The sequence below is a fragment of the Anabaena sp. FACHB-83 genome (assembly GCF_014697485.1).
Lineage (GTDB): Bacteria > Cyanobacteriota > Cyanobacteriia > Cyanobacteriales > Nostocaceae > Nostoc_B.
Genome location: NZ_JACJRY010000004.1, coordinates 43,788 through 57,818 on the forward strand (window position 1 = coordinate 43,788; position 14,031 = coordinate 57,818).

The 14,031-nt window shown below is 42.2% G+C and carries 12 protein-coding genes and 1 pseudogene; 7 read left to right on the plus strand and 6 right to left on the minus strand.

All coding sequences use genetic code 11. The features are described 5' to 3' along the window. The first annotated feature begins 155 nt into the window (after positions 1-155). Positions 156-1,460 (plus strand): threonine synthase, encoded by a 1,305-nt coding sequence (gene thrC / locus H6G79_RS06165; protein WP_190593636.1) that lies wholly within the window; start codon positions 156-158, stop codon positions 1,458-1,460. A gap of 59 nt (positions 1,461-1,519) precedes the next feature. After that, a complete protein-coding gene (locus H6G79_RS06170) occupies positions 1,520-1,795 on the plus strand; it encodes a MoaD/ThiS family protein (RefSeq protein ID WP_190593575.1) in 276 nt (91 codons plus the stop codon). 357 nt (positions 1,796-2,152) lie between these two features. On the opposite strand, the gene H6G79_RS06175 is transcribed toward H6G79_RS06170, so the two are convergent. Continuing rightward, positions 2,153-2,740, minus strand: coding sequence for a thioredoxin family protein (locus H6G79_RS06175; RefSeq protein WP_190593635.1), 588 nt, complete (start codon positions 2,738-2,740; stop codon positions 2,153-2,155). A gap of 141 nt (positions 2,741-2,881) precedes the next feature. On the opposite strand from H6G79_RS06175, the pseudogene H6G79_RS06180 reads away from it, so the two are divergent. Continuing rightward, positions 2,882-3,776: pseudogene (locus H6G79_RS06180) on the plus strand (IS982 family transposase). An 86-nt stretch (positions 3,777-3,862) separates the two neighbouring features. Next, the gene (locus tag H6G79_RS06185) at positions 3,863-4,267 is read left to right on the plus strand and encodes an NIL domain-containing protein (protein ID WP_190593574.1); all 405 of its coding nucleotides are present in this window, start codon (positions 3,863-3,865) and stop codon (positions 4,265-4,267) included. On the opposite strand, the gene H6G79_RS06190 is transcribed toward H6G79_RS06185, so the two are convergent. Continuing rightward, complete coding sequence (locus H6G79_RS06190) at positions 4,264-5,331, minus strand: DUF3616 domain-containing protein (RefSeq protein ID WP_190593572.1); 1,068 nt, start codon at positions 5,329-5,331, stop codon at positions 4,264-4,266. The two genes, H6G79_RS06185 and H6G79_RS06190, sit on opposite strands and share 4 nt — an antisense overlap. 242 nt (positions 5,332-5,573) lie before the next feature. On the opposite strand from H6G79_RS06190, the gene H6G79_RS06195 reads away from it, so the two are divergent. Beyond that, positions 5,574-6,542 carry a CHAD domain-containing protein gene (locus tag H6G79_RS06195; protein WP_190593570.1) on the plus strand — a complete coding sequence of 323 codons (969 nt, stop codon included), beginning with the start codon at positions 5,574-5,576 and terminating at the stop codon, positions 6,540-6,542. 36 nt (positions 6,543-6,578) lie between these two features. On the opposite strand, the gene H6G79_RS06200 is transcribed toward H6G79_RS06195, so the two are convergent. Next, positions 6,579-7,214, minus strand: coding sequence for a hypothetical protein (locus tag H6G79_RS06200; RefSeq protein WP_190593566.1), 636 nt, complete (start codon positions 7,212-7,214; stop codon positions 6,579-6,581). Positions 7,215-7,795: 581 nt separating this feature from the next. On the opposite strand from H6G79_RS06200, the gene H6G79_RS06205 reads away from it, so the two are divergent. Then, positions 7,796-8,518 carry a TerC family protein gene (locus H6G79_RS06205; RefSeq protein ID WP_190593565.1) on the plus strand — a complete coding sequence of 241 codons (723 nt, stop codon included), beginning with the start codon at positions 7,796-7,798 and terminating at the stop codon, positions 8,516-8,518. 303 nt (positions 8,519-8,821) lie between these two features. On the opposite strand, the gene ndk is transcribed toward H6G79_RS06205, so the two are convergent. Further along, on the minus strand, positions 8,822-9,271 hold the full coding sequence (gene ndk, locus H6G79_RS06210; RefSeq protein ID WP_190590567.1) for a nucleoside-diphosphate kinase: 450 nt from the start codon (positions 9,269-9,271) through the stop codon (positions 8,822-8,824). 229 nt (positions 9,272-9,500) lie between these two features. Here ndk and speA point away from each other — a divergent pair, with 229 nt between their 5' ends. Continuing rightward, on the plus strand, positions 9,501-11,519 hold the full coding sequence (gene speA / locus H6G79_RS06215) for a biosynthetic arginine decarboxylase (RefSeq protein ID WP_190590566.1): 2,019 nt from the start codon (positions 9,501-9,503) through the stop codon (positions 11,517-11,519). A 233-nt stretch (positions 11,520-11,752) separates the two neighbouring features. Here the strand turns inward: speA and H6G79_RS06220 are convergent, their stop codons facing one another. Together H6G79_RS06220 and H6G79_RS06225 are read right to left on the minus strand one after the other, a co-directional pair. Further along, positions 11,753-12,919, minus strand: a complete 1,167-nt coding sequence (locus H6G79_RS06220; RefSeq protein WP_190590565.1) for a sugar phosphate nucleotidyltransferase — start codon at positions 12,917-12,919, stop codon at positions 11,753-11,755. Between the two features lie 257 nt (positions 12,920-13,176). Beyond that, positions 13,177-14,004 (minus strand): segregation/condensation protein A, encoded by an 828-nt coding sequence (locus H6G79_RS06225; RefSeq protein WP_190590564.1) that lies wholly within the window; start codon positions 14,002-14,004, stop codon positions 13,177-13,179. Between the last annotated feature and the right edge of the window lie 27 nt (positions 14,005-14,031).

Genomic DNA, 14,031 nt, shown 5'->3' on the forward strand with positions numbered 1-14,031 from the left:
GTTCATCAACAATCAGAAAGATATTTTTATTTTTTCAAGGAATTTTTGTGCGTAGACAAATATCCGACTATTTTTATCGGGTATGTTTGACTGGTATTTTTACTCGTGTTACTATCAAGCGACAGTTGACGGACAAAACAGGGAAAGCGATCGCTATGACTCAGGCAATCTCCAAACATACCCAAACCACCACAGCCACATTAGAAGCGTTGAAGTGTAAAGAATGTGGTGCAGAATACGAACTCCAAGCTAGTCATGTTTGTGAGTTTTGCTTTGGGCCGTTGGAAGTGAAATACAACTACAACAATATTCGCCTGAGTGTGAGCCGCGAAAAAATTCAAGCCGGGCCAAATTCAATTTGGCGCTATCGTCAATTTTTACCTGTTGCAACTGACAATGTAATTGATGTGGGAACTGGGATGACTCCTTTGGTGCGTTCCCAACGTCTTGCCCGTCGCCTGGGTCTGAATAAGCTTTACATTAAAAATGATGCCGTCAACATGCCTACCCTCAGCTTTAAGGATCGGGTAGTTTCAGTTGCTTTGTCTCGCGCTAGGGAACTAGGCTTTACTACAGTATCTTGTGCTAGTACTGGTAACTTAGCAAATTCTACAGCTGCGATCGCGGCTCATGCTGGTTTAGACTGCTGCGTATTCATCCCCTCTGACTTAGAAGCAGGTAAAGTTTTAGGTAGCTTGATTTACAGCCCTACTCTCATGGCTGTTAAAGGCAACTACGATCAAGTAAACCGCCTCTGTTCAGAAGTTGCAAATACACATGGTTGGGGTTTTGTAAATATTAATCTGCGTCCTTACTACTCTGAAGGTTCCAAAACTCTCGGCTTTGAAGTCGCTGAACAACTAGGTTGGCAATTACCAGATCATATAGTTGCGCCTCTGGCTTCTGGTTCGCTGTTTACCAAAATCTATAAAGGCTTCAAAGAATTTGTCGAAGTTGGCTTAGTAGAAGATAAAAATGTGCGGTTTAGTGGCGCACAAGCTGAAGGTTGTTCGCCCATCGCTCAAGCATTTAAAGAAGACCGCGACTTTATCAAGCCTGTGAAACCAAATACAATTGCTAAATCGATCGCAATTGGTAATCCAGCAGATGGTGTCTATGCTGTCGAAATTGCGAAGAAAACAGGCGGTAATATTGAATCAGTCACCGATGCAGAAATTATCGAAGGCATCAAGTTGCTGGCAGAAACCGAAGGTATCTTTACAGAAACAGCAGGTGGTACAACCATCGCTGTGCTGAAAAAATTGGTAGAAGCTGGCAAAATTGATCCAGATGAAACTACCGTTGTTTATATCACTGGCAATGGTTTGAAAACTCAAGAAGCAATTCAAGGTTACGTTGGCGAACCATTGACAATTGATGCCAAACTCGATAGTTTTGAACGCGCCCTAGAACGTTCTCGTACCCTAGACCGCCTAGAATGGCAACAAGTTCTAGTTTAAAGGTAAAAAACAACAAACCTAAATTTCCTACTTCATACTTCACACTTCACACTTCCAATATGGCTGTTACTGTTTTAATTCCAACTGCTCTCCAAAAATTCACAAATAGTCAAGCTACCATCGAATGCACAGGTAGCAGTGTCGCTGAGTTGTTCGATTCTTTAGAAAAACATTGTCCTGGTATCAAAGAGCGACTGTGTGATGAAGCAGGACAACCACGACGCTTTTTAAATTTGTATGTGAATAGTGAAGATATCCGCTTTTTAGAGGGAATAGCTACATCGTTGAAAGATGGTGATGAAGTGAGTATTGTACCTGCTGTTGCAGGCGGTTGAGCCAATAAAATGTAGGTTGCTCAAATCGGTACAATATCCATCTACAAAAATAGCGAACAACTGTTCTTAATTACTCCCCTGTTTGTCGAAATTTGCTTGTTGCACCAGGAAGATACCCCACCCAGGGTATTTTACTGGTGCATTTGTTTTTGTAGACAAAGATAGGTCAGGCTTCTTTCCTACTCCCTGGGTACACAACTATAGCGGTTCTCGGTTGGATGAGTACATTTCAACCCCACCCCCAACCCCTCCCCGCAAGCGGGGAGGGGTTGGGGGTGGGGTTCCAACTGTATTACAAGCAAGTAAGAACTGCTATAGATTCAGGAATCAAACCGTATTCCTATATGTTTAAAACAATTAATTCACGACTTGGCTACCATGACTGCGGGGATCATCTTGCGGTTTTGGTGCAACTGAGGTAGAAACTTTAGAAGTTTTACCACTAGCTTGGGCATAAGGTAAGGGTGTACCAGCCACTAACGCCTCGACATTATTAGCCATGATATTACGGGGTATATCACCGATCGCCTGGGCTGTACTTTCTGCATCTTTAGTTAAAAATACAAAATGGGGAATACCATCTACGCGATATTTCAACATTTCTGGCAACCATTTGGTGTTATCTACGTTCAGCATGACAAAATTAGCTTTGTCGGCATACTGCTGTTCTAGTTCTGCCATATCTGGTGCCATTTTTTGGCAAACAGTACACCAGTCAGCGTAAAACTCCACGATGGATGGTTTACCGTTACTCACAGCAACATCTAGGGGTGTGGAGTTTTTCGCCAACTCAGCAACGGAAATGGAATTAGTTTCAGTTCTTAACCCTAAAACAAGGGCAACACTCAGGGCGATCGCTACTATTACAATTAAGAAGTTTCTTAAACGCTGCCCAAATTTAGATTCTGGCTTGGTGGGAGTATTAACGGGTGCTTCTGTAGTCATAGCAAATTTATTCATACTTAACGCGATGTGCGACTTATTATTTTGTTACAAATGAGTAGGGATGTAAACGATTGAAAAGAAAAATCCCACAGACTGCTAATTAACAGGACAATTCATTCCAGTTTGCAGAGAGTGGGAATCATGTTTTCTATCGAAGAGTTTATCATTGCCGTGTTCTGTTGTGTGGACGATTTACTAGTAGAGATTACAGAAGTTTACCCAGTGATTCGACGAGGCTTTGCACCGAGTTTGAGCGCGAGTGAAGTCATGACAATGGAAATTGTGGCAGAATATTTGGGTATTGATGCAGAAAAAGACATTTGGAAGTACTTTCATCGCCATTGGTTAGGGTGGTTTCCGGCGCTCAAAAGTCGTTGTGCTTTCATTCGCCAAGCGGCTAATTTCTGGCAATACAAGCAATTAATACAACAGAGGTTAGCAGCAAAATTGGGTGCATTCGAGTGTGAGATTCATTTGATAGATGGACTACCAATGCCTTTGTGTTGCTTCAGTCGTGCGCCCAGATGTCGTAGTTTTAGAGCCGAAGCGGATTACGGTTTTTGTGCCGCCAAAAAACAAACCTACTATGGGTTTCACGGACACTTAATTATCAGCGTTACAGGTGTCATCAGTGGCTTTTCTCTGACTCCGGCAAATGGTAGCGAACGAGAGGCACTGTGGGATTTGGTGAGTCGGATTCGTGGTGAGTTGATTGGAGACAAGGGCTATTTGAGCCAGTTTCTTGGTGAAGAACTTGCACAAGTGGGCATTATTTTACGCACTCCGCTTCGTTCCAATATGTCTGAGTCTAGCAACAAGGCTTACATTCATTTACAACAACGTTTTCGTCGGCTCATTGAAACTGTCATTGGGCAACTTGTTGAACGATTCCACATCGAGAAAATTCGAGAAGCGAGATATGTGGGACTTAACCAGCAGAATCAACCGGAAAATTTTAGCTCATACACTTTGCTTCTGGCTTAATCGCCATAACTGCGATCCTCTTCAATTCGATGAACTTGTTACGCAATATTAAGTCGCACATCGCGTTACTTATTAACTATTGCCACTTTTTAGTTTATCGCTTTCTTTTTATCTGTCCGCCTCTACCTGCTTAAACCTGTGAAAAAACGAGTTACTTTAACATTTCCCAAGCGTGCTATTCAAATGCCTGTAACCTATGTACTGGCAAAAGATTTTAATGTAGCTGCCAATATTATCCGCGCCCAAGTCGCCCCCAATCAAATCGGTAAATTGGTGGTGGAACTTTCTGGAGATATTGATCAGTTAGATGCAGCAATTGAATGGATGCGATCGCGTCACATTGGTGTATCTTCCAGTTTGGGAGAAATTGCTATTGATGAAGATATCTGTGTTGACTGTGGCTTGTGTACTGGGGTATGTCCCACAGAAGCACTGAGTTTGCATCCAGAAACATTCAAGCTAACATTTACGCGATCGCGCTGCATTGTTTGTGAACAGTGTATTCCGACTTGTCCTGTGCAAGCAATTTCTACTAACCTTTAACTTAAGGAGAATATATCGGCTGTGACGCTGCGATCGTCAATTAACCTAGTCTCAGCTGGAGAATCATAAACCACTAACAGCGAAGGCGCTCCTAAAATATCTTGAAATAAAGTCATCCCCTCAGCATGATCATTGCGATTTCCATAAGGAATTTCTTGCACAAGCTGTGGATAGTTGAGCAGATTTTCTGAAGACTTCACACCATTTTGCCAACGATAAACTTGCACTGGGCCATCTAAATCCATTGTTGGCCCAGCTAAAATTAATAAATCTTCTCTATCCAGACACAAATCACGAATTCCTAACCCATTCAGCCAAAGGAAATATTTTTTGTATTCTTTCTTTGCTTCACCAATCGGCATGAGTTTCAGCAATCCAGGACTGGAGTTTTGTAGTTCAATTTCCAGAACTATTGCCCAACCTCGTAATACAGGGCCACGCAACCCTAAAAAAAGCTTATTTTGATAAATAGCTAACCCTTCAATATCAAAACCATTGTCTTTACCGGGAATTGCAGCTTGAATAAATGCCCCCAAATGAGGGTCATTTGCTAAAGCAGACATTAGTAAATTACCTTGTTTTGTGATTTCTAATTTTGCCGAAGTTAACTGTAAATTTGCGTCTTGTGGGTGTTGACAAGCAGAAACTAATTTGCCATCTATCAAAGGAATTCTGCCTAAGATATAACGATTAGGTTCGGTTTCAATTTTTGCCAGTCTCGAAACATTCTTTTGATCAGACTTGTCAGGTTTGGGTTTTTTGCGTTTGTAACTATGGGAACCAACTAACCATAAATAATAATCTGTATATGCCAATCCTTCAATATCAATTTCTTCGTCTTCTGAAGCAGGTAATTTAAGAAAATCTGAGACTTTATATTGTTGGTGTTCGGCAAATTTATTTTCTTCACTCAAAGTTAGTCTTTCCAAGGTAGAAGTTTCATCTGAGCCTAACCATAAATGTTTATCAGGTGTTAGCATTACTCCTGAAATATCTGTTCTGTATTCTCGAAAACTTTCAGTAAATGTGAGAATAACTTGCTTGATTATCTGTGAGTTTGGCATTTTTATGATGAATATTTTTTGTGATTACAGTAACTATCCAAGATAATGACAGCCATTTTAATCAGTATTAGACAAAAATCTCTATAAACTCACTTTATTTTTAGATTCATCTCAAAATAATGCTAATATTAATACTCATCATTATAGTTATCAAGTTTAAAAAAACTATCTGGAGATAGATGGTTTTTTTAAACTGATGCTAGTATGCAATAACCCTAATCAGTAACTAGTTGCTATTAATTATGAAACTAGCCACCAAACCCACGGTCAAAACACTAGGCGAATACACTTACCAAGCAATTCAAAAGCATTTTAATAAAACTTTAAAGTACGAAAAAACTGTTAAAAAAGATGAAGATCCTGAAGCATTACATCAAATGCGTGTAGGGATGCGCCGTCTCCGTACCGCAGTGAATCGGTTTGATATTGTACTAGATTTGCCAAAGCCAGCAAGTGATAAAAATATTGGTAAAATTGCTCGTCGACTAGGTAGCCTCAGAGACTTAGACGTACTCAAAGAAAGTTTAGAACAGCTTTACCAACCAAAACTACCACATAAGGAACAAAAATCTCTACATAAAGCTTTTCAGGCTTTAGCAAAACAACGAGAAGTTGCATTAGCTGATGTGTTGAATACACTCAAAGATGAGCCATATAAATCTTTTAAACAAACATTAGAAGAATGGTTAGAAAAACCCCACTATCAATCTTTAGCTACTCTGCCAATTCAGCAAGTATTACCAGATTTACTCTTACCAGAAGTCAGTGTTTTCTTTCTCCATCCAGGGTGGTTAGTGGGAACTCAAGTTACCGAGTCTGAAGTGAAGATTCGCAGTGATTGGCAAGCTGAAAAAATAGAACAACATTTAACCAGTAAAGGTGAGACGATTCATGATTTACGCAAACAAGCAAAACGTTTGCGTTATCAAATGGAATTATTTGCTGATTTATATACAGACGCTTACACAGGGTACATTGCGGAAATAAAAAGCATACAAGATATTTTAGGGAGCATTCAAGATAGTGTGGTGATGGGACAGTGGCTGACAGATGTTTTTAAGTCAGAATTTAATAGTCATCTGCCTACTTTAGCTAACTTATTAGCCGAACATCGTCACCAATTATGGCAGCAGTGGCAACCGTTACAAGAAAAATACTTGATAGTAGAAAATCGACATAATTTTCATTTAGCCATCTTACAGCCAGCGTAAAATTTTGGGAGTGATTTTATCTGATTGTTTCTGTGACTAACGAGGAGTTAAACTAATAGGAGCTTCAAGGGATAGGACATAAACACTGCTTTGGGGAATTTGTACAATCCGGGTGTTTTCTGCGGAACGTAAACCTGTCAACAATCCTACAGCACTGCCTAACATAGCTCCTCGATCAAATTGCTCAGGATCTCCTTGGCTGATAAAGCCTAAAGTACTGCCGCCAATTCTCCCCCAAACCGAACCATTTTCAACTGCCTTATCATTAGCTCGCACATGGGTAATGGTAGTACCAGGAATTACTTGACTAGAGGCTTTGATGGTCACAATTCTGCCGTTAATCACTAAAGACTGTGCCACAATTCTTGCTCCGCCTTCTTTGGGTTTTAAAACTATACTGACTGGGGTATTTTCAGGCGCGATAACATTGCCTTGAGCATCTTTAATGGCACTAGCTAAAGGAAGAGTCAGAGGATAATCTTTTTTCTGCCCAACATCGATGGTAACAGGTGCAGGAAAAGCCACAATAATTGCGGTATCTTGAGGAATGGTGATTTCAGAACTGATTGCTTGTGGTTGCACAGTTGGAACTGGTTGAGCATGAGTAGGTAATGTGAATGTACCTAATAAGGAGATAGAACAAGCAAGGCTGAGTAAAAGATTGGTTTTCATAACTGTTTTCCTTTGAATGTGAGTGTTTGGTGTGTGGGTTTTATCCCTTCACTCAATCAATAGGTTTGGGTTGATGAGTTTATGCAGCCTGTCAGACTAGTACAACAAAGAAAAAGTAAAAAGGCAAAAGGCAAAAGAAAGAACCTTGATACCACAAGGCTTTTAGCAATTACTTATGGTCACTGAGTTTCGGCTACGCGGTAGTTGAATCTCGACACTTCGACAAGCTCAGTGCATCGCTTCGCTCGATTACCACGTAGCCGAACTGTGGTTTGTTTATTTACGCCAACCTGTTGTTATCTATCTCCCTTGTCTACCTTATCTTCCTTGTCTCCCTTATCTCCCTTGTCTCTCGTTTGATATCTCAAATAGAATTGCCATATCTTTCATCCAGCTTCTAGCGATCGCTGCTGAATTTCTGTATTCTCAATACTACATTGAAATGAGAATGTAAAATACTTAGATGCGATCGCTGCGATTATGCAGCTTTTACAAGTTAAGCTGGATAGGAGTAGCGATTGATTGCGCTTTTTATAGAAAAAAATTCTGTTAGTTTTTATTTTTGACTTGAGAACCCCGGAATGCTAGACAGCATATTTGATTATCTCCACTTTCACTTCAGCGTCGAAGCCCCTATAGTCCTGCTAATTCTGGTGTTTTTAGAGGCGGTGCTTTCGGCTGACAATGCGATCGCCCTCGCTGCAATCGCCCAGGGATTAGAAGACAAGGAACTAGAAGGTAAGGCGCTGAACTTTGGTTTAGTAATTGCCTACGTGTTGCGGATTTCCCTGATTTTGACTGCTACCTGGGTACAAAATTTCTGGCAATTTGAACTGTTAGGTGCGGCTTACTTGCTGTGGCTGGTATTCCAACACTTTACCTCAGAAGAAACCGAAGACTCTCACCATCATGGGCCGAGGTTTAAAACTGTTTTACAAGCCATACCTGTAATTGCATTTACAGACTTGGCATTCTCATTAGATAGCGTTACAACCGCGATCGCAGTTTCCCAAGAAAGATGGTTAGTCTTAACAGGTGCCACCATCGGAATTATTACACTGCGATTTATGGCTGGCTTGTTTATTCGCTGGTTAGATGAATATGCCAACCTCGAAGATGCAGGTTATGTAACTGTAGCGTTCGTAGGTTTGCGTTTGCTCTTAAAAGTGATCAACGATGATTTAGTGCCACCAGAATGGTTAATGATCACTGCGATCGCCCTGATTTTAGCTTGGGGCTTTTCTAAACGGAATCCCGCCCCATTACCCCAAGCTGAACCGGAAAAAACAGAAGTCTCGAAATAAGGAGGCAGGAGTCAGGAGGCAGTGGTTCGGCTACGCGGTAATCGAGCGAAGTCGAGATTCACCAACCGGAGGCAGGCGGCAGAAATGCCGTGTTTTCCTACTCCCCACTCCCCACTCCCCACCTGACAGGTGTAGGTTTTTTACGTTATGCCCCAAAAACCTTGATTTAGGGTGTAGGGGTGTAAGGGTGTGAGGGGGGTGGAACTCTGATTAAATCGTGATTTTTAGAGTCGCTACTCATCACTCTGTTAAAAACCTACACTTGTGAGCCACTCCCCACTCCCTACTCCCCACTCCCCAAAATTATTCGTGCAACCAAGGGAAAATATGTGGTTGCCAATTAACTAACTCTTCATCTTTAAACCACAAAGCAACTTCCTGCTGTGCAGTTTCGGGAGCATCGGAACCGTGAATTAAGTTGCGTCCAATATTGATCCCAAAGTCGCCGCGAATTGTTCCTGGTTCTGCGGTTAAGGGATTGGTAGCACCGATGATTTTTCTCGCCGCCGCAATCACACCATCACCTTCCCAGACCATCGCTACAACTGGGCCAGAAGTGATAAATTCGACTAAGCTACCGAAAAAGGGGCGTTCCCGGTGAACACCATAATGTTGTTCCGCCAATTCTTTACTTACTTGGAGAAACTTCAACCCCACCAGGGTAAAACCCTTAGTTTCAAACCGACGGATAATTTCGCCAACTAGTTTACGTTGTACGCCATCAGGCTTAATTGCTAAAAATGTGCGTTCCAAAGCTGTCTCCCAAAACTTAATAAAGTTTTTATCTTGTCAATTTTCTTTTGTCCTTGGTCTTTTGTCCTTTGTCAATAGTCTAAAAACGAATGACCAATGACAAATGACAATATTGACGAATGACAATTGACCAATCAGAGTTTATCTCAGAAATCATCACTAGGTGCGTATCCATTACCAGATGAATGCGTTAAATTGTTTATTCGTGGGTGAAACACAGAGGTCAGAAATGGGTGTTGAGTCAACTGCTACATCTGATGAGGTGGTACAACTACCGTCAAATGGTCATAAATCTGAAGTGAAAAATCACAAACAAAAAAAGTTATTACCACCAAGCACTACCGCCGGCGATTTACCTCGCGCTTGGAAAATCGAGGATAGCGAAGCACTATACCGCATTGAAGGATGGGGACAACCTTATTTTTCAATTAACGCTGCTGGTCATGTGACTGTTTCCCCCAAAGGCGATCGCGGGGGTTCTCTTGACTTGTTTGAATTGGTCAACGCCTTAAAGCAAAGGAATTTGGGGCTACCCTTGCTGATTCGCTTTTCTGACATTTTAGAAGACCGCATTGAGCGGTTAAACGCTTGTTTTGCCAAAGCGATCGCTCGTTATAACTACCCTGGTGTTTATCGTGGGGTGTTTCCTGTCAAATGCAACCAACAACGGCATTTGATTGAAGATTTAGTCAAATTTGGTAAACCCCATCAATTTGGATTAGAAGCCGGTTCCAAGCCAGAATTAATGATTGCCCTGGCTTTATTGGATACCCCAGGCGCATTGCTCGTTTGCAACGGCTATAAAGACCGGGAATACATCGAAACGGCAATGTTAGCCCAAAGACTAGGCCAAACCCCAATTATTGTTTTAGAGCAGATTGAAGAAGTTGATTTGGTAATTGCGGCTAATCGCCAGTTAGGGATTAAACCAATTTTGGGAGTGCGTGCCAAACTCAGCACCCAAGGAATGGGACGCTGGGGAACTTCCAGTGGCGATCGCGCCAAGTTTGGTTTAACCATGCCCGAAATTATCGAAGCTGTGGATAAATTACGCGAAGCCGAGTTAATCGAGTCTTTGCAGTTATTACATTTCCACATCGGTTCGCAAATTTCTGCCATCAATGTAATTAAAGATGCCATCCAAGAAGCCAGCCGCATTTATGTAGAGTTGGCGATGTTGGGAGCAGACATGAAATATCTCGATGTTGGTGGTGGCTTGGGTGTAGATTATGACGGTTCTCAAACCAACTTCTACGCCTCGAAAAACTACAACATGCAGAACTATGCCAACGATATTGTTGCAGAGTTAAAAGATACCTGTGCGGAAAGACAAATCCCAGTACCAACACTGATTAGTGAAAGTGGTAGGGCGATCGCATCTCACCAATCGGTACTGATTTTTGACATTCTCAGTACCAGCGATGTCCCCCTCCATCCCCCCGAACCCCCACAAGAGGGAGAATCACCAATTATCAATTACTTGTGGGAAACTTATCAATCAATTAACAAAGAAAATTACCAAGAGTTTTTCCACGACGCAACCCAATTTAAAGAAGAAGCCATCAGCCGCTTTAACTTAGGAATTTTGCGTCTACGGGAAAGAGCCAAAGCCGAGCGACTCTACTGGGCTTGTTGTCAAAAGATTTTAGACATTACTAGACAGCAAGATTACGTACCCGATGAACTGGAAGACCTAGAAAAAATCATGGCTTCCATCTACTACTCCAACTTGTCAGTGTTTCAATCAGCACCAGATTGTTGGGCGATCGACCAATTATTTCCCATTATGCCTATCCACCGCCTTGATGAAGAACCAACAAGACGGGGAATTTTGGCAGACCTCACCTGCGACAGTGACGGTAAAATTGACCGCTTTATTGACCTGCGTGATGTCAAATCTGTTTTAGAACTGCACACCTTCCAACCAGGCGAACCCTATTACTTGGGAATGTTCCTCAATGGTGCGTATCAAGAAATCATGGGCAACCTGCACAACTTGTTTGGTGATACCAACGCCGTTCACATTCAACTCACACCCAAAGGCTACCAAATTCAACACGTCGTCAAAGGCGATACTATGAGCGAGGTAGTCAGTTATGTGCAGTATGACTCCGAAGATATGGTGGAAAATATCCGCCAACGCTGCGAGAAAGCACTAGAAGAAAAACGCATTACCTTGGCAGAATCCCAAAGGTTATTGCAAACTTACGAACAAAGTCTCAGAAGATACACCTATCTGAACAGCTAAAGGTTAGGGATCAGAGACTAGGGACTAGTAGTGTACCAACCCAAAATTGCTACGTGGAGGTAAGCTCTTGTGCAGGGGAGCAGGGGAGAAACTTGCAGTAAGTCTTTTCCCCCTGCCCCTCTGCTCCTCTGCTGACCACAACGCAAAGTTTCCTTGGCAGACTACTAGAGATTAGGGGAATTTTTTTGGGATTAATCCAAAGTTACCAGCCCCTAGCCTCTAGCCTCTAGCCCCTAGCTGGTGCTTGTCCCCAGCAATTCTTCAATCGCTTGTCGTTCTAGAGGTGTGTGGACTGGTGGTGCTTGACGCGCATCAGTAATTAGCCAGTCTAAAGCAGCAGCTTGCACATCAATAGATGCGCCTGTTTTATCCACGCAATAACGACCAAACACCAGCTTGTCAACGAGACGGACACCAGGCCCCAAACGTGACCATTCAAAGATGACGCTGTTATCTACAGTTGCGCCACTGCATATCCAACAATTCGGGCCGATCATCGCTGGGCCAACGATTTTCGCTCCATCTTCAATTCTGGTCATTCCACCAATGTAAACTGGGCCAGTGATATCTACCTTGTCCCAATTGATTGCCACATTTAAACCAGTGTAGATGCCAGGGGCGACTTCATGACCGGGAATTTGGACGTTTTTAATTTCACCTAGCAACACACCGCGAATTGCTCGCCAGTAGTCTGGTACTTTACCAATATCTACCCATTCAAAATCCATCGGAATCGCGTAGAAAGGCGCACCAATTTCGACTAATTTGGGGAATAACTGACTACCGATGTCATATTCAACCCCAGAGGGAATGTATTTAAATACTTCTGGCTCAAAAATGTAAATCCCTGTGTTGATATTGGTGCTGAGGGCTTCTTCTACTGAAGGTTTTTCTTGGAAAGCTTTGACACGTCCCTCTTCATCAGTAACGACAACACCGTAACTAGAAACTTCTTCTAGGGGAACAGATTTAGAAATGATTGTGGCTATAGACCCTTTAGATTTATGCCACTTCACAGCTGCTGTTAAATCCAAGTCAATTAAAGCATCACCGCATAATACTACAAAAGTATCGTCAAAAAACGGCGAGAAATCTTGGATACGCCTCATTCCTCCCGCCGAACCAATGGCTTCCCCCACCAGTTTACCGTCATCAATTTTACCTTCAAAAGAATAGGCAATTTGTACGCCAAACCGTTGACCGTCGCGGAAATAGTTTTCAATTTCTTCAGCTAAATGGCTAACATTGACCATAATTTGGTCAAAACCATGTTGACGCAAAAGTTCCAGTAAAAATTCCATCACTGGCTTTTGCAAGATAGGAATCATTGGTTTGGGAGTCGTGTAGGTAATGGGACGAACGCGAGTACCCTTACCCGCCGCGAGAATCATCGCTTTCATAAAATTTGTTCCTCAACCACAAGCCAGTTTACTTTCAACGAGTAATACTTAATCATCAGTTTTAATCTCTGTTCTAAGCAACTCCTAGAATCAGGGATAACAGTAATTTACTGGTTATTGCAACCATAGCGAGAGATAGGCTACAGGCTTAACCCGCCGCAAGCGATCGCTAATATTCTAAATTTGCTAAAACTTAAAAAAATAGCTTTGGTATCTCTGTGTAACTTACATAATTATTTTTAATCTGAACTAGTAATTTAGTTTATTGGTTGTTCTACGGATTTTGGTATGTTAACTGCATCTGTAATCAGCCGAATTTGGATTTCTTGGTAAAATTCCGCTTGAAATAGTTCGACTTTAGATTGAGCCGATAACAACAGTAAAGCCCAAAACACACCAACTAAGTGGCTGTGTTCTGACTCATGGTGAGCATTATTTTGTTGTGGTTGCTGGTTTTGAGACCATAATTGTACAAGCTGTTCCAGGGTGACATAACTTTGTTCTTGAAATAATTCTTGGGCAGCATTACGCAGTAACTCCTCCAGTTCTTGAGCAACTTCTGTGAGATTTTCTTGGTGAGCTAATTCTAGCGCCTGCCGCATTGTACGGACACTAGGCTGGCGCTTCACCCGCGCCGGCTTATCAACTTTTTGGACGAGTTTTAGCTGATTTGCCATCAGCTGCAATTGTTCAATTAATTCTTGCAGGGTGACACGTCGCTTAGGCGGTGGCATAGCCGAGGGACGGCGGCGTAGCTGTAACTCTAATGGCAACCGACGCTGATGAGAGAAGCCGTTTTCCAAATCAGTTATGCCGTCATCTTCTAAAATTTCTGCGACATCTCCAGCTGTTGACCATTGCATCAAGGTATTTGCTTTGAATAACACCAGCATTGATGCCGACAAAAAAGCTTGGCCAGATTGAGATAAATCGGCTTCATAGCCTTTTGTTGTCGCCTCCGGTGCCATAAATTCTAAATAACGGTCAATTACCTCTATCACCTTGACATCCCAAGGGTCTATTTCCCCCCGTTCAGCTTGGTCAATGAGGAGTGTTATTGTCTCTAATAGCTCGGAAGCATCCATTCTGATTTCCGAATTATGGAAGGTGTG